This is a genomic window from Methanoculleus caldifontis (genome assembly GCF_032842345.1).
Taxonomy (GTDB): Archaea; Halobacteriota; Methanomicrobia; order Methanomicrobiales; family Methanoculleaceae; genus Methanoculleus; species Methanoculleus caldifontis.
On record NZ_WBKO01000002.1, the window covers coordinates 465555 to 480786 of the forward strand.

Here is a 15232-nt window from a genome sequence, read left to right on the forward strand (position 1 = left end):
ACGGGAGATCCTGAACCGGGTGAACCTATGACAGCAGTAACAGACACAGCGTGGATCATATTCATCTTCAGTATAGTGGCGCTCCTGGCACTGGACCTCGGCGTCTTCAACCGCAAAGCCCATGTCATAAAACCGAGGGAAGCGCTCCTGCAGGTCGCCGTCTTCGTCGCCGCCGCGGTGATCTTCAATATCGGGGTATATGTCTGGATGGGTCCCCAGGCAGGGCTGGAGTTCACCACCGGCTACATCATGGAGCTGATGCTGAGCGTCGACAATCTCTTTGTCTTCGTCATCGTCTTCGCCTCCTTCTGTGTACCCCGAAAAGATCAGCACAAAGTGCTGTTCTACGGCATCATCGGGGCTCTGGTATTCCGCCTGGCGTTCATCATGGCGGGCGTGGCGCTGGTGGAAACGTTCTCCTGGGTGCTCTATATCTTCGGCGCCTTCCTGATCTTCACCGGCATCAGGATGGTAGTCAAGAAGGAAGAGAGACCGGTCGAGCCGGACAGGAACGTCCTGGTCCGCGGGTTCCGGAGGATCATGCCGGTCACCAGAGACTACGAGGGTGACAGTTTCTTTGTCAGGAAGCCTGATTCGGCCGGCAGGATGGTGGTCTGGGCGACCCCCATGTTCGTGGCCCTGCTGGTGGTGGAGACCACCGATATCGTATTCGCGGTGGACTCGATCCCTGCAATCCTCGGCATCACCACCAACCCGTTCATCGTCTTCAGTTCCAATGCGTTTGCCATCCTCGGCCTGCGGTCGATGTACTTCGCGCTGGCCCATTTCATGGCTGCTTTCTGCTACCTGAAGTACGGGCTCGCTGGCATCCTCACCTTCATCGGGACCAAGATGCTGGTCGCCGACCTCTACCACGTCCCGGTAGAGATCTCGCTCGCCGTCATCATACTGATCCTGGGGGTGGCCATCGTCACATCCGTTATCAGGAACTGGCGCACCGGAACCTGTCCGGCGGTGGTAGAAGCCCGGGCAGAGGCCTGTCCCGCCCTCGAGAGCCTCCACGCAGATGACGAGGTGGCTCCCGGGGCAGAGACTGCCCGTCCTGCGCCTGATGCCGGAAAGGAGAGGTGAGCGGGGCCGGACCCGTGCCGGACCACCCGGATCTTCCTCTTCTCTTTTCGCCTCCTGGCCTGAAGACCGGGGACTTCCCGCTCCGCACACTGAGCTTCAGAAGGCGATTGGAGAGAGAAAGAGCATCCCCGGATGCTCTACTCTCTTCTCTCACAAAACAGCGGCATGTCGCAAAACGCCGTGACATCAAAGACGCCCCGTTCAGTGACCCGAAGCTCGGGGATGACGGTCAGGGCGAGGAACGAGAGGTACATGAAGGGATTCTGGATCGCGCCGAGCCGCCGGGCGTGCTCCTCGAGGGGAAGGGAGGTCACCTCGCGCCCGCAAACGACCGCGAGCCCTCCGCCGAGCCGGACCACCTCGCCGATTGCCCGGACGATATCGGCGTCACCGACCCCGACGGCGACGATGTTGTGGGAGTCGTGGGAGACCGAGCCCGCGATCGCCCCGGCCTTGAGGCCGAAGCCGTGGACGAGCCCGACGCCGGAGCCGACCGCCCGGTAACGGTCGGTGACGACGGCTTTGAGGATGTCCCGGCCGGTGTCGGGGATGTTGGCGGCATCCACCGGGCAGCGCAGGGCGCGGGTCGTGATCTGGCCGGGCACGATCCCGATCACCCGCGCCTCCCCACTGCCGGCGATCCGGATATCGAGCGGCTCCGGCACGCGGGCGTGCAGGGGGGCCGCAGGGCAGGCAGGCTCGCGGTAGCCGGCATCGACAACCTCGACGCCGCGCTTGAACGTCCGGAGAACGTGGAAAGAGTCGAGGTCGTCGACGGCGCAGAAGTCGGCAAGTCTTCCCGGGACAAGGGCGCCCCGGTCACGGAGCCCGAACCGCTCGGCGGCCGAGAGCGTGGCCATCCGGAGCGCCAGTTCGACCCTGAGGCCGGAAGCGACCGCTTTTTTGATACAGTCGTCGATATGCCCCTCGCCGGCGAGCATATCGGCATGCCGGTCGTCGGTGGCAAAGCAGCACCGCGGCGCCGTGCAGGCATCCACAAGCGGCAGGAGGTCCTTGAGGTTCTTCTCCGTCGAGCCCTCGCGGATCATGATATACATCCCGCGGAGGAGCTTCTCCCGCGCTTCCTCAAGCGTCGTGCATTCGTGGTCGCTCTGCGCCCCCGCATAGACGTAGGCGTTCAGGTCCTTCCCGGAGAGGAACGGCGAATGGCCATCGACGACCTCGAAGAGGTCCATCTTCGCCCGGAGATCCGGATCGCCGGAGAGGACGCCGGGGACGTTCATCACCTCCCCAAGCCCGATGACCCCCTCGTGCCCCCGGAACCGGGCGAGGTCTTCTGCCGTGAGCACCGCGCCGCCCGCATCAAGGGGCGTTGCCGGGACGCAGGAGGGGAGCATGACGAGAATATCGAGCGGCGTCCGCGCTCCCTCGGCAAGCATATACTCGATCCCCGGCGCCCCGCAGACGTTCGCTATCTCGTGGGGGTCGGCGACCACGGTCGTCGTGCCGCGGGCGAGGACGAGCCGGGCATACTCCGCCGGTGCGAGGAGAGAACTCTCGATATGGACATGGGCGTCGATCAGGCCGGGCACCACATAGGTCCCTGCAAGGTCGTACTCCCGCCTCCCCTCGTACTCGCCGAGGCCGACGACGTAGCCGTCCTTCACCGCGAAGTCCGTGCGCTCCCAGGTGCACGTGAACGGGTTAAAGACCTTACCGCCGAGAAAGACCGTATCCGCCGGTTCAAGCCCCCTCGCCGCCGCGAGCCCGGCAGGCGTTATCAGGGTGCCACCTCCAGGTCGCGGATGACGGATGTCCTCCGCTCCTGACCGACGAATATGGTCAGAAAAGCCCTGTATGACCCGGGCTCGAGGTCGACCGCGACCGTATACTCGTTCTGCCCCCGGTCGAGGTTGATGTAGCGGGCCTCCGAGAAGACCTCGTGCTGTTCGAACGCGCCCACCTCCATGATCGTCACCTGGAGCACAGCCTTCTCAACGGGCTCTCCGGTATTCTCCACGTGGATACGGAGGGCGCCGTCGCTGTAGGTCACCTCCTCAAACGCAGTGGAGACACACCCGGCAGCCCCGGCGAGGACGGCAAGGGCAAGTATAAGAAAACCCATGTACCTGGACATCCGCTCATAGCACCGGAGGCAGGGCGCCGCACCGGCACAGCGGGGGCCGCGGGAACCTTCCGGCACTATATTCACCTCTAATTATTCACAATTTCGGCTGAAATTATTAAAATATTTTGAAAAAAACGGACGCTGCAAATGTTTCCGATCCCCGAGCGCCCCCGGGAACGGATCGGGTCCGGCCCGTGCCGGAAGGTGCAGCACCCGGCGCACCCCGCGCTGCTGAGACCGGAACCGGCGGTCCACAACTGCGGGAACGGGGCAGATGTCACGCCGCAAAAACCCCTAAAAGCCATACCCTTGACGTAAAATCTGAAAACCGGCCAATCCCCCGTATCCCTATCCCTGGTAACATTTAAAATATGGCAAGTAATATAATTATATTCAGATGCATAAGGGCGACCGGGACTCCCGTTTCTACAGGATATTCCAGGAACTCCAGGAGCAAGGGCTGATCAGCCGCAAAAGAAGACTGGTGCAGTGCCGCTTCACCCTCTCCATACGGGCGTACCCGGCACTCAACTCCATCCGCTACCGGCGGACATTCTACGACAGGCACCTTGCAGGAGCAAACGACGACACGCTCCGGTTCGTCCTGCTCCACGAAGAGGGGCATATCAGGAAAGGCTCCTCGCTCACCTCCGCCCTCCCTGGCCTCCCGGTTCTCCCGTGCCTCGCCCTCCTCCACCCCCCTATCGAGTCGCTGCCTGCAATTGGCCTCTCGCTCCTGCAGACCACGGGCGGCCTGCTCGCTGCAAAGCTCGGCCTCATCGTCCTCCTCGTCCTGACGGCCTTCGTTGCCTACCGGGCGTACTACCGTCGCATGTGCGACGAGGAGTTCATAGCCGACCGGTATGCAGCAGAGGCGATGAGGCGATGCTACCGGATCAGGGATCCTGCGGCCCTCCTCCAGAACCTCTTCGCGGGCCTGCCGGGCAGGGCGCCATCCTCGTGCCGCAGGAAGACCGGAGGCCTCCTGCAGGCCATCCGCGGGCTCTCTGGCTCCGAACCCGACTACCACCCCCCCATCGCCGAGCGCGTACGGAAAGTCCGCGACGGGAACTCCGTCGAGGGCCGCACGGCAACCTGTTTTTCTCGCTGAAGACCCACAACACCACCCGATCCGGGGCCCGGACCAATGATGGGCCAGAACCCGCCCCGGACCACCCCCTGCGCTCACGAAAGCAACACCGCGGATACATGCCCGATCCTCTATTCAGGAAACATATTTTCCTGGAATAAAAAATACCGGCCACAGATCGACGGCATAATAAAATAGGTTTAATAATCCCTATTGCAAAGAAGGTATTGAGGGGTGCTGGATATCACTATTGTAGCGTTTGCCCACCATAAGGGTGGCACCGGAAAGACGACATCGTGCCTCAACATAGCAGGCTATCTCCAGAAAGACGGGAAGCGCGTACTGGTCGTAGACTGCGACCCGCAGGCCAATGCCACCACGGGACTTGGAGTCAACCCCGCGACTATCGAGCTGAGCATGTATGATGTCTTTATGAGCGTCTTCGAAGGTTTTCCCGACATCGTGATCAACGATGTGATTGTGCCCACGGCCTCAGGGATCGATCTCGCTCCGGCGACCCTGGACCTCGTGGGGGTCGAGCCCTACCTTTACAGCATCGAGGACAGGGCGGGACTGCTCAGAGAGGCGCTCGCCCGGGTGAGGGACAACTACGACTTCATCCTGATCGATACGCCCCCCAGCATGGGCCAGTTCGTCATCAACGGTCTTGTCGCAGCGGACCATACCATCGTCACCCTCGATCCCGGCACCTTCGCCCTGAGAGGCATGGAGGCCCTCTCGACAGTCTTCTGCGATATCAGGGAACTGCTCGGCGAGGACGTCACTGCGGACTTTGCCATCCTGACCCGCTGGAAGGGCCCCAGCGACCAGGGGGCCGGCACCGGCGGTCTTGCGCTCTTCCTGAAACGGATCTTTTCCGGCCCGACGCCTCAAGAGGAGAAGGAGAAAGAGCGGTTGAAGGCGTTCGAATCCGAGGTCAGAAAGGCCTTCAGGCAGGTCTACGCAGTCCCATATTCACCTGCCATCTACGAGACACAACAACAGGGGCTTCCCATCTCCCATTATGCGCCGGAGAGCGATGCAGGCAGGGAGTACCGTGCGATAACGACTGCGCTTCGGGAACTCGACGAGAGACATGACGAGGATGTGTAATCGATGATAGACAAACCAGGAAGAAAAGCACTATTTACCGGTCCGGTGGTGCCGGGCACGGCAGGACAGGGACAGACATCAGTGGTACTGCCCGAGACGATCGAGGCCGCACTCCATGCAGGGCTTGGCGGCGACGACTCGGCAAGGATCGACCTTGCCGGCGTTCCCGAGGAGTTCCGGCCCCTGGCCGTCTCGATCAACGCGCTGCTTGAGAAGAATCTGGAAGAGAAACAGGAGTTCAAAAAGCAGCTGGAGGCGGCAGGAACCACCCACCATCGGTCCGAGACCATCATACGGGAGAATCCGATGCCTATCCTGGTTGTAGACCCGTATCTCACGATTACGGTCGCGAACAATGCGTATGCAGAGATGAGTGGGATCCCCCGGGACCAGGCGGCGGGCAGAAGACTCTCGGAGTTCAGGGTACTATCGCAGAAGGGCACCGGCCTCCGTAAGGTGCTCGATGAGAAGAAGCGGGTGGAGGGCGAGATTGTCGTCGAACTCCCCTCGGGGGTCCACACACTCGAGCAGTACGGCATTCCGCTCATCAATGAGAAGGGTGTGATGGAGAACATCCTCATCGTCTACAACGATGTGACCGAGAAACGGCGAGAAGAGGAAGAGAACCAGCGGATGCAACACCGGATCGACACGATGATCAAGCAGAACCCGCTTGCGATCGCGACTCTCCGTGCCGACAAGAGCCGGCTCGACATCAACGACGAGTATGCCCGCATGTGGCGGGGCACCCGCGAGGAGACCCTCGCGAAGAAACTCTACGACTACGACATCACGGTCATCGGTGGCGAGCATTTCTACGCCTGTTACGAGACGAAGAAGCGGGCCAGAACCGACGTCATGGTCAAATGGCCCGACGGCGTGAAGAAGTATCTCACCCTCAACGCCATCCCGATCATCAATTCAAAGGGCGAGATCGAGATGGCCTTCTACGTCTGGAACGACTGGACCGACCTCCAGGAAAAGAAGGAAGAGGCCGAGAAGGTCGAGCACCGTGTGGAGACGATGATCAAGCAGAACCCGCTTGCTATCGCGACTCTCCGTGCCGACAAGAGCCGGCTCGACATCAACGACGAGTATGCCCGCATGTGGCGGGGCACCCGCGAAGAGACCCTCGCGAAGAAACTCTACGACTACGACATCACCGTCCTTGACGGCGAGCACTTCTACGCCTGTTACGAGACGAAGAAGCCCGCCCGGACCAACGTCATGGTCAAATGGCCCGACGGCGTGAAGAAATACCTTACCCTGAATGCCATCCCGATCCTGGACGCAAAGGGCAACATCGAGATGGCCTTTTACGTCTGGAACGACTGGACCAACCTCCAGGAAGAGAGAGAGGAGGTCAAGAAGACCGAGCACCGTGTGGAGGCGATGATCAAGCAGAACCCGCTCGCGATCGCGACCCTCCGGGCCGACAAGAGCCGGATCGACATCAACGACGAGTATGCCCGCATGTGGCGGGGCACCCGCGAGGAGACCCTCGCGAAGAAACTCTACGACTACGACATCACCATCCTCAACGGCGATCACTTCTATGCCTGCTACGAGACGAAGCGGCTCGCTCGGACCGACGTCATGGTCAAGTGGCCCGACGGCGTGAAGAAGTATCTCACCCTCAATGCCATCCCGATCCTGGACGCAAAGGGCGATATCGAGATGGCCTTCTATGTCTGGAACGACTGGACCGAGCAGCGGGAGAGAGAGGACCAGATCCGGGACCTGATGGAGACCGCCAAGCGGGAGAGCGAGAGACTCGGGGAAAGCGCTGAAAAACTCGGAAAATCGCTTGCTGCCATGGCAAAGGGTGATCTGACGGCGTTTACGGACGCAGACCACGACGACCCGCTCCTCTCGGTCAAGAACGACTACAACGCCTCGCTGACCGCTATCCGCTCGCTCATCGGCGAAGTGGCTAAAGCTGTCCACCAGGTGGAGATGACCACAAAGGAGGTCAGCAAGAGTTCCGACGAGATCATCCGGGCCACGGAACAGGTCGCCGTCTCGACGCAGCAGTCCTCGGAGGACGCACGGCGGCAGCTTGAGAAGATCGAGGAGATCGGAAAGGCCATCAACGACCTCTCGGCATCCATCGAGGAGATCGCAAGCACGTCGCAGGAGGTCACGGAGCATGCATCGAAGGCCTCGAAGGAGGGCTACGATGCGGCCGGTCTCGGCGAAGTCGCGACGAAGAAGATGCGCCTCGTCGAAGATATCTCCAAGCAGACCGTCAACGAGATCAGCACCCTCAACAACCAGATGCGCGAGATCGACAACATCGTCAAACTCATCAAGGATATCGCGAATCAGACCAACCTCCTCGCGCTGAACGCAGCAATCGAGGCAGCCCGGGCCGGGGAGCACGGCCGCGGGTTCGCCGTGGTCGCCGGCGAGATCCGGAACCTTGCGGGCGAGTCCAAGCGGGCGAGCCAGGATATCGAGGACCTGATCCGGACGATCCAGACGAGCACGGAGAAGACCGCAGGTTCCATGCAGGCATCCCATCAGGAGATCCAGGCAGGCATCGAGAGCGTCGACAAGGTCATCGGGAGTCTGAACCGGATCGTCCAGGGGGTGGAGGTCGTCGCCCACGGCATCACCGAGATCACGAAGGCCACCGAGGATCAGGCGGGCTCCACCAACAACGTCATGCAGAAGATGGACGAGTCCACGCACATGACCAAGGAGAACCTGGACCGCACGGAAGATATGGCCGCACTCGCCGAAGAGGTCAGCGCGTCGACCGAGGAGGTCGGGAGCGCGTCTCATGAACTGGCGGGGATGGCCGAACAACTCGAGAGAGTAATGAGACAGTTCAAGATGAACTGAACGGAGAGACAATGGCAGCATCCGTAGACGTGGTGGAGTTCCAGCTCGGAGAAGAGCATTACGCACTGGACATCCAGATTGCACGGGAGATCGTGGAGATGATGCCGATCACCCCCCTTCCCCGTGCTCCCCGGTACCTTACAGGCATCATCAACCTGCGGGGCGAGATCACGAACATCATCGACCTCAGGGATCTTCTCGGCCTCCCCGGATCGGGAAGCGCCGAGAACCAGAAGATCGTCGTGCTGATGCCGGACGTCTCGGGCGGGTCGAACGTGGGGATCATCGTCGACGACGTCCACAGCGTCATCTCGGTCCGCGACGAGCAGATCGAACGCATCAACGACGGTATCACGTCGTCGATCAGCAATTACGTCAGGGCAATCATCAAGATAGGAGATGAGGACGACGGCAAGGAAAAGACCCTCATCATCTGGCTCGACGTCCAGAAAGTGATCGGCGATCTCGGACATTACCAGAACACCCAGTAACCAGCACCCGCGAGAGAAGAGATGGATGCATTCATTTCGCTTCAGAAGAGTATCGAGAGACTGGTCAGGATCAGGTGCTCGAACTACAAAGAGGACTACATCAAACGACGCATCTTATCGAGGATGCGCCTGACAAACACCGCGGATTTCGAGGCATACCATAAGTACCTCCTCGCAAACCCCCAAGAGGTCGACCTGCTCAGGAACGCCCTCACCATCAACGTCACCAAGTTTTTCCGCGACCCGGAGGTCTTTGAGGTGTTGCGGCGCGAGGTGTTTCCGGACCTTGCCGCTCGCCGCGGATCGATCAGGATCTGGTGTGCGGGCTGCTCAACGGGTGAGGAACCGTATTCGATCGCCATTCTTGCGCATGATCTCCTGGCGCTTCACCCGGGCGCCAGCGTGACGATCCATGCAACCGATATCGACACCGTGGTGCTGGAGAAGGCAAGGACCGGCATCTACGATCGAAAGGCCCTTGAGAATGTGGACGAACGCCAGATCCGTCGGCATTTCATCAGCCACGACGACGGCACGTTCGAGGTCCGCCCTCACATCAAGGATCTGGTCAAGTTCCGGCAGCACGACCTGATGTCGGGCATTCCCATCGCGCGATACCTCGACGCGGTCACCTGCCGGAACGTCACCATCTACTTCACCGAGCAGCAGAAGAACGAACTTGCACGTCTCATTCACTCGGCGCTCTCGGTCGACGGTTACTACATCATGGGTAAGACAGAATACCTGGGGCGAGAGGTGGAGCACCTCTTTGCGCCGTACAACGTCATGCAGAAGATACTCCGGAAAGCCGCATAGTGCGGCCGCATTTTTTCTCGGGCTACCAGCGGCGGCCGGAAGAGTCGGTCTCCGCTTCGGTCTCGTCGAACTTCGACATCCGGTGCATGAAGGCCTTCCGGGCCTGGTAGCGCTTCAGCTCGGAGAAGAGCAGGAAGAAGTTCACGCCGACGACGATGATGATGAGCATGAGGCTGATCCAGAGTTGACCGTCGTTCTGCGTCGTGATGAAGGTCGCGACAAGGAGCACCACGAACGAGAGCAGATAAAAGATCACCCACGTGCGCACCTCAGTAACTTCCATGCTCTCATCAGGACGGTGGCATTCTCTCCGTATTAACGGTTCCGTTTTGGAGTGACGGCAGACAATCAAGACCGGAGAGAATCGGCAAATATAATACGCCAGTCAAGCCGTTGCGTTCAGTTGGGCGAGCAGATTTCGGATAAAAATCCGAAGGTCTTTTACCTCGTACGTCCCTCTACACCTGTGGATAAAGGCGACGTCTTGAGCATCCTTGCCGCCGTGATCATCGTCTCCGCGGTGGCGATAGCCTTCCGCCTGCCTGTAGCGGACGCCGGGCAGGCAGTTCCGGAACCCGTCACGCCGGGGGGCATCCCGACACCCGCCGTCACCGCCACCCCTGCCCCGGCGTCGCCCGTACTGCCGGCCCTGACAAAAATATCCTATACGACCAGGATCTGGGATTATCCCCGCTGCCATCTCCCGGCCAACCTCGTTTCCTACGGAGGTTCAGACCCATCCTGGCAGGGGGCTCACAACGTCATCCCGTTCGCTTATGTCGAAGAGGCAAAAGGGGGCATCACCGAGACGTTCCATGTCCCGTACGATGTCTGGAGGCTCAACTGCAGCGTAACCGCAACGGTGAGGCCCGAGGCCGCACGCTTCCGGATGGCGCTGGTCGAGCGGGAGAGCGGGACGATCGTAGAAGGGGCATCCCTCCAGTATCCGGGCAGCGTTATCAAAAATGTCGAGAGGGGAGGTAAGGATTTCTACCTCATCGTCAGCGTGGACCAGGTGGATGCATACCGCATCACCCTGGAGACGCTCCCGCAATATCTCTCTAAATCTTCTCGATAGTGATCCTGACCCGATCCCCTGCCCGCACACCGTGCCCCTTCGGGACGTCGATGTTGAACCAGAGCACCTCCGGATTCTCATGGCTCTTGTCCTGGGACATGAGGCAATCCTTGTGATCGTTGATGGTGGCCACAAACTCGACGGGTGCTTCAAACTCCAGAATCTTCATGCCGTAGACTACGGCGTTCCAGAATAAAATTATGATGCACGGGGGGTTACACGCCATGTCGTGCTGTTCGAGTAACTCCAGCGCCTGATGTCCAGCTCGTCACAGATCTCTGAGAGGATGGCAAGGTTGATGCCGACCTCTTTGGGGGAGAGACCGAGATCGGTTGCGATGTACTTCGATTTGAAGTAGGATTTGCCTGTTTTCAACCCCGACTTGAGGTGATACAGGATCTTTCGCTGGGTATCGCTATATCTCTCTTTAATACGATCTTTCGTCGACATCCACTCGTTCCCTCGTGAGCAAGTGCTTTTTGTGCCGATCAATATTTATACCTACCCATTTGATCCCGGGGTATCTAAAATCAAGTATACAAATCGCTGTATATAATCCAGCATCGTCGTGCCGATCGATGCGGGGAGGAACACGATCTGTACCCGGCAGCGGGGCGGGCGGCCCCGACAGCGCAGTGCCGCCCGCGACGCCGGACCGGCCGGGGAGAGGATAGTCTCGCAGCCGTCGATACCTCTCCCGGCTCTCCGGGGTTATCTCCGGTTTCTGCGCATCACGACGAGAAGCCCGGCGGCCGCAACAGCGGCAAGGGCGCCGATGAGCGAGAGAGGAGCCGCCGGTGTCGGGCTCGGGACCACCTCCGCCTCCGCGAACGGGGTGAACGTCGGCATCTCGGCCGTGGACGTCTCCGCTGCGGTCACTCCAGCCGTCACCTCGTCCGTCCCGGTTACGACGATGGATCCGGTCACGTTCCCGGTCTCATTGTCAGTCGCGTTGAGGGTCTCCTCGCCTGTCACGCCGGAGGCGCCCTCGGCGGTCGCATTGAGGCGGGCCTCGTCAGCCGCACCGAAGGTCCCGGTGGAGGAAAAACCGACCGCGGTCTCTTCAGGGGTCGCCTCCACGAGGGTTTCTGCAGTCTCTACAGGCGTCTCCTCTACCGGGGTCTCCTCCGTCTCGACCGGAGTCTCCTCCTCTACCGGGGTCTCGGCGGGTGTCGGGGGGAGGGTCCAGGTCATTGGTTCCGCAGATGCCGCACTCTGGGCGGCAACGGGGAACGCAGCGGCGGCTACTGCCACAAGCAACACGACCAGGAGCCCCTTCATTATCCATCGGTTTCCTGCCATGGAGGCCCCTGTTCGACATAAACGTATTTTTATATTTCGGTCGATGTGAAAATCGCAGCACCGCTTAACCCACCCGCACTCACCCCGCAGGGGGGCGATGGCAGAGATCGCTCTGGAGCGGCAGATCGCATCTACGCGAAGAAGAGGAGTATCGCAGTGCGGAGACGCACGGAGACCATCCGGGGGCCGGGATCATCCCCGGTGCCGAGCCGTCCGCAACGAGAGCGGGAAAGAAATGGCGATCAGATTGGCGCTTCACCAATCTTCCTGATCAGGTTTTCGAGCACCACATTGCGCATTCCTTCCACGAACTTGATGCTCCCGACGACAAGATGGCCGCCGCCGTTCACTCCGCCGCCGGAGATCTCGGCGTGGAGTTCGCGCACCATCCGGGGGATGTTCATCATGACGCCGCGGGAACGCAGGACGGCAAAGTCCGGCCCAAAGCCGATCGTCACGACCGGTTCTCCCGGGTGCGCCCTGACCAGCCGGTCGTGCACCTCGCCCGAGGTCTTGCCGGGCGGCGGGAACGTGAACCGGTGAGCGAAGAGCTCGACGTCGAGCATGAAGAGGTGGGCGCCGCTCGGCAGCATCCGGCTCTCGACGTGGGGCATGATGGCCTCGAGCTGCTCCTCGATCGCGTGGTTCGCCTCTTCGACCAGCAGGTTGACGAACTGTTTGTGGCGTTCGGCGTTGCCGGAGAGGTTCAGGATATCCTTGATGATCTCTCTTCCGTCGCTGAACCGGAGCCAGAACTGCTCGTAATCCAGCGCCAGCGCGATCTTCTTGCAGTCGTCCTCCGAGTAATCGGGCGCGGCCACCGCAAGGTAGCGGGCGCGTTCCGGGGCTTCACTCCGGTCGCCGACCCCCGCGACCGCCGGGAGGTGCCGGATCTGGTTCTCGACCGCCGGGTTGACCAGGCGGGCGACCTCTGTGCCCAGCATCCCGGCCGTGATCCCGTAATCGCCGCCCACGTGGTAGGGGTTGACGTGCCCGATCAGGTAGTCGTCCACGATCTCGTCGGGGTGGTGGTGGTCCACGACCATCACCGGGAGACCGAAGATCCGGGTCACCTTCAGCGACGGCATATCCTCTTCGGTGGACCCGTTGTCCATCAGGAGGATCATCGGCATCTTCTGCCCGTAGCGGATGTTGTCCTTGAGGGCGAAGTCAAGGTCTCGCGTGATATCCTCGACCTCGTAGAACGGGGCCTTGGACGGGGACCGCTTGAAGAGGAAGTACTCCGCGTCGAAGTCCCCGCCGCTCTCGCGGATCAGCGCGGTCACCGCCTGTTCGATGGCGACGGCGGCGCAGATGCCGTCCGCATCCGCGTGGTGCCGGAGGATGATCGGCCGCGCCGTCAGGACGGCTTTGCGGATCTCCTTTGCCACCTTGCGCATCTGCGGCCGGAGGGCCTCGAGGACCTCGCTCTCCACGAGGAACGGGATCTCCGGCGGCTCGGCACGTGCATCGAGCGCCGCGTCGATACGTCCCCTGACCCGTGCCACGTCTTCCGGCTCCAGGACCGACATCGATCCGGCCTCGATCTGGAGCTGGTTGTTGCGTTGCATCACCTCGCCCGTGAGGGCGACGATGTCCCCGAGTTTGACCTCGGGATAGGCGCGGACGCCTGCCTCGACGAACGCGGCCGCGTTCGCGGTGCCGGACTCGTCCACGACGGTGAAGATCGTCGGTCCCGACGTCTGCTTGATCTGGGCGACCTCGCCCTCGACCAGGACCGTCCGGCCGATCTTCTTCCCGAGATCGGCAAGAAGCACGCTCGTGGTCTTCTTGGTCACGTTCCGGGTCTGGTAGACGGTCGGCGTGACCTCCTCGAGGTCGATGTTGCCGTTGCTCCGGACCTGGATGACGTGAACGATGATCGGGTCGCGCTCGCTGTGCTGCGCCTTGACGTTGCTCTTATGGACGAGCCCCTTGACCCGGTCGTTTAACTGGACAAAGACGCCGAACGGGGCAAAACCCTGCACCCGTCCCAGGTACATCTTTCCTTCCTCAACCTCGTCGAGATCGCAGTTCGCTCCGAGGCGATAGACAATGGTATCTTCAGTATCTTCCATAGTAACTCTCCTGATTATTCTTCAGGCATCTCGGTGGTATATCCGGCAAGTTCGTACAGCCGGCACTCACCGTCGCGCCTGCCCTTTGCTATAATAATGTCACCGCTCTCCAGCCGGACATCTTTCCCCGGCCGGTAGACCCACCGGTCGCCGTGTTTGACGGCGAGCACGATCATCCCCGTCACCGTCGCAAGCGACATCTCCTTAAGGGTTCTCCCCACAAGCGGAGATCGGTCCGCCACAGGAATCCGGGTGATGATCTCGTCAGACTCCCGGACAATCTTCTTGAAGACCGGCGGGATCTCGATATCCCGCAGGAGAACGTCGACGATGGCGTGAGCCGAGTCGCTGATCGCCTGCGTGAACGAGGAGAGGTAGAGCAGGCCCCTGAGATAGCGCACGTCCTCGATCTTTCGTGCTGCTTCGAGGATCCAGAGGTCCAGGTCGTAGCGCATGTCATCAAGGGTCCTGTCGAGATCGACCACCTCGTTCGCCACCTCCTTGTTGTTGAAGAGCAGGGAGGTGTATGCGAGCCCGACGGAGAGCTCTGAGATGTTCTTCATCTCGATGATGAGCTGGACCGCCCTATCGAGGTCATCGACCTCACCCGCATGCAGGGGTTCGCCCGCAGGCCGCTCCGTCATCCCCGCCATCCTCGAGAGGATATCCGCTCCGGCCTCCGGGCCCCGCGCTATCAGGATATCACCACTCCTGACGCAGGTGGCCCTGTCGGGGTCGTAGATCCAGCCTTTGCCGCGCCGGATGGCGATCACCTGCATCCCCGTCGTGCTCTGAACTTTGAGGTCGCCGAGCGTCCGACCGGCAACCTCGCCCCCCTGGTCGACGATGATCCGGGTGACGATCTCCTCTGCCTCAGGAAAGACGCGTTTGAGTTTTGCCGGGAACCTGATATCCTTCAGGATCAGTTTCGCCATATCCGAGGCCGAGTTCGCGATCCTCTCCGCGGCCTCGGCCACCTGGAGCATGCCGCTCATCGCCTCCGCCTCTTCGATCCTTCTCGCGGCAAGAACGCTCTGGATCCTGGCCTGGTAGACCAGTCTGTTCATTCTCTCTTCGAGATTGGTCACTTCGAGCGCTATCTCTTTGCCGTCGAAGAGGATTGCGGAGTAAGAGAGATCAACCATCAGCTCAGAGACGTCCTTCATCTCGATCAGGACGTCTTTGAAACTGACCGGCTGGTATTCATGTTCCATCATGGGTCTGCTAACCGTTGTT

The 15232-nt window shown here is 60.8% G+C and carries 15 protein-coding genes; 7 read left to right on the top strand and 8 right to left on the bottom strand.

The features are described from left to right. The first annotated feature begins 27 nt into the window (after nt 1–27). Entirely contained in the window at nt 28–1092 is a 1065-nt protein-coding gene (locus tag F8E02_RS11140; protein WP_317065650.1) for a TerC family protein, read from the top strand. A gap of 137 nt (nt 1093–1229) precedes the next feature. Here F8E02_RS11140 and F8E02_RS11145 read toward each other — a convergent pair whose 3' ends face one another. Together F8E02_RS11145 and F8E02_RS11150 are read right to left on the bottom strand one after the other, a co-directional pair. Beyond that, the gene (locus tag F8E02_RS11145) at nt 1230–2720 is read right to left on the bottom strand and encodes an adenine deaminase (protein WP_317065651.1); all 1491 of its coding nucleotides are present in this window, start codon (nt 2718–2720) and stop codon (nt 1230–1232) included. 113 nt (nt 2721–2833) lie between these two features. Next, a complete protein-coding gene (locus F8E02_RS11150) occupies nt 2834–3178 on the bottom strand; it encodes a hypothetical protein (RefSeq protein ID WP_317065652.1) in 345 nt (114 codons plus the stop codon). Between the two features lie 400 nt (nt 3179–3578). Between F8E02_RS11150 and F8E02_RS11155 the strand changes: the two genes are divergently transcribed. The 5 genes from F8E02_RS11155 (at nt 3579) to F8E02_RS11175 (ending at nt 9538) form a co-directional block, all read left to right on the top strand. Next, nucleotides 3579–4292 (top strand): M48 family metalloprotease, encoded by a 714-nt coding sequence (locus F8E02_RS11155; protein ID WP_317065653.1) that lies wholly within the window; start codon nt 3579–3581, stop codon nt 4290–4292. A 213-nt stretch (nt 4293–4505) separates the two neighbouring features. Then, entirely contained in the window at nt 4506–5384 is an 879-nt protein-coding gene (locus F8E02_RS11160; RefSeq protein ID WP_317065654.1) for a ParA family protein, read from the top strand. 81 nt (nt 5385–5465) lie between these two features. Further along, complete coding sequence (locus F8E02_RS11165; protein WP_317065655.1) at nt 5466–8231, top strand: methyl-accepting chemotaxis protein; 2766 nt, start codon at nt 5466–5468, stop codon at nt 8229–8231. Between the two features lie 11 nt (nt 8232–8242). Beyond that, nucleotides 8243–8722 (top strand): chemotaxis protein CheW, encoded by a 480-nt coding sequence (locus tag F8E02_RS11170; protein WP_317065657.1) that lies wholly within the window; start codon nt 8243–8245, stop codon nt 8720–8722. A 21-nt stretch (nt 8723–8743) separates the two neighbouring features. Further along, entirely contained in the window at nt 8744–9538 is a 795-nt protein-coding gene (locus tag F8E02_RS11175) for a CheR family methyltransferase (RefSeq protein ID WP_317065658.1), read from the top strand. 22 nt (nt 9539–9560) lie between these two features. Here the strand turns inward: F8E02_RS11175 and F8E02_RS11180 are convergent, their stop codons facing one another. Continuing rightward, complete coding sequence (locus F8E02_RS11180; RefSeq protein WP_317065659.1) at nt 9561–9821, bottom strand: hypothetical protein; 261 nt, start codon at nt 9819–9821, stop codon at nt 9561–9563. A gap of 183 nt (nt 9822–10004) precedes the next feature. On the opposite strand from F8E02_RS11180, the gene F8E02_RS11185 reads away from it, so the two are divergent. After that, a complete protein-coding gene (locus F8E02_RS11185) occupies nt 10005–10616 on the top strand; it encodes a hypothetical protein (protein WP_317065660.1) in 612 nt (203 codons plus the stop codon). Here F8E02_RS11185 and F8E02_RS11190 read toward each other — a convergent pair. From F8E02_RS11190 to F8E02_RS11210, 5 genes are all read right to left on the bottom strand, one after another. After that, nucleotides 10600–10785, bottom strand: a complete 186-nt coding sequence (locus F8E02_RS11190; protein ID WP_317065661.1) for a hypothetical protein — start codon at nt 10783–10785, stop codon at nt 10600–10602. The genes F8E02_RS11185 and F8E02_RS11190 overlap by 17 nt on opposite strands. 29 nt (nt 10786–10814) lie before the next feature. Then, nucleotides 10815–11066, bottom strand: coding sequence for a DUF7123 family protein (locus F8E02_RS11195; RefSeq protein WP_317065662.1), 252 nt, complete (start codon nt 11064–11066; stop codon nt 10815–10817). 261 nt (nt 11067–11327) lie between these two features. Continuing rightward, complete coding sequence (locus tag F8E02_RS11200; protein ID WP_317065663.1) at nt 11328–11918, bottom strand: hypothetical protein; 591 nt, start codon at nt 11916–11918, stop codon at nt 11328–11330. Nucleotides 11919–12160: 242 nt separating this feature from the next. Further along, nucleotides 12161–13996 carry a DHH family phosphoesterase gene (locus tag F8E02_RS11205; protein ID WP_317065664.1) on the bottom strand — a complete coding sequence of 612 codons (1836 nt, stop codon included), beginning with the start codon at nt 13994–13996 and terminating at the stop codon, nt 12161–12163. Nucleotides 13997–14010: 14 nt separating this feature from the next. Next, nucleotides 14011–15213, bottom strand: a complete 1203-nt coding sequence (locus F8E02_RS11210) for a potassium channel family protein (protein ID WP_317065665.1) — start codon at nt 15211–15213, stop codon at nt 14011–14013. Nucleotides 15214–15232: the final 19 nt, after the last annotated feature.

What these genes read in the sequence shown, in the direction of transcription:
- F8E02_RS11140 (WP_317065650.1), top strand. Translation starts at nt 28, where the DNA reads ATGACAGCAGTAACAGACACAGCGTGGATCATATTCATCTTCAGTATA.
- F8E02_RS11150 (WP_317065652.1), bottom strand. Translation starts at nt 3,178, where the DNA reads ATGGGTTTTCTTATACTTGCCCTTGCCGTCCTCGCCGGGGCTGCCGGG.
- F8E02_RS11155 (WP_317065653.1), top strand. Translation starts at nt 3,579, where the DNA reads ATGCATAAGGGCGACCGGGACTCCCGTTTCTACAGGATATTCCAGGAA.
- F8E02_RS11170 (WP_317065657.1), top strand. Translation starts at nt 8,243, where the DNA reads ATGGCAGCATCCGTAGACGTGGTGGAGTTCCAGCTCGGAGAAGAGCAT.
- F8E02_RS11175 (WP_317065658.1), top strand. Translation starts at nt 8,744, where the DNA reads ATGGATGCATTCATTTCGCTTCAGAAGAGTATCGAGAGACTGGTCAGG.
- F8E02_RS11180 (WP_317065659.1), bottom strand. Translation starts at nt 9,821, where the DNA reads ATGGAAGTTACTGAGGTGCGCACGTGGGTGATCTTTTATCTGCTCTCG.
- F8E02_RS11190 (WP_317065661.1), bottom strand. Translation starts at nt 10,785, where the DNA reads ATGAAGATTCTGGAGTTTGAAGCACCCGTCGAGTTTGTGGCCACCATC.
- F8E02_RS11195 (WP_317065662.1), bottom strand. Translation starts at nt 11,066, where the DNA reads ATGTCGACGAAAGATCGTATTAAAGAGAGATATAGCGATACCCAGCGA.
- F8E02_RS11200 (WP_317065663.1), bottom strand. Translation starts at nt 11,918, where the DNA reads ATGGCAGGAAACCGATGGATAATGAAGGGGCTCCTGGTCGTGTTGCTT.
- F8E02_RS11205 (WP_317065664.1), bottom strand. Translation starts at nt 13,996, where the DNA reads ATGGAAGATACTGAAGATACCATTGTCTATCGCCTCGGAGCGAACTGC.
- F8E02_RS11210 (WP_317065665.1), bottom strand. Translation starts at nt 15,213, where the DNA reads ATGATGGAACATGAATACCAGCCGGTCAGTTTCAAAGACGTCCTGATC.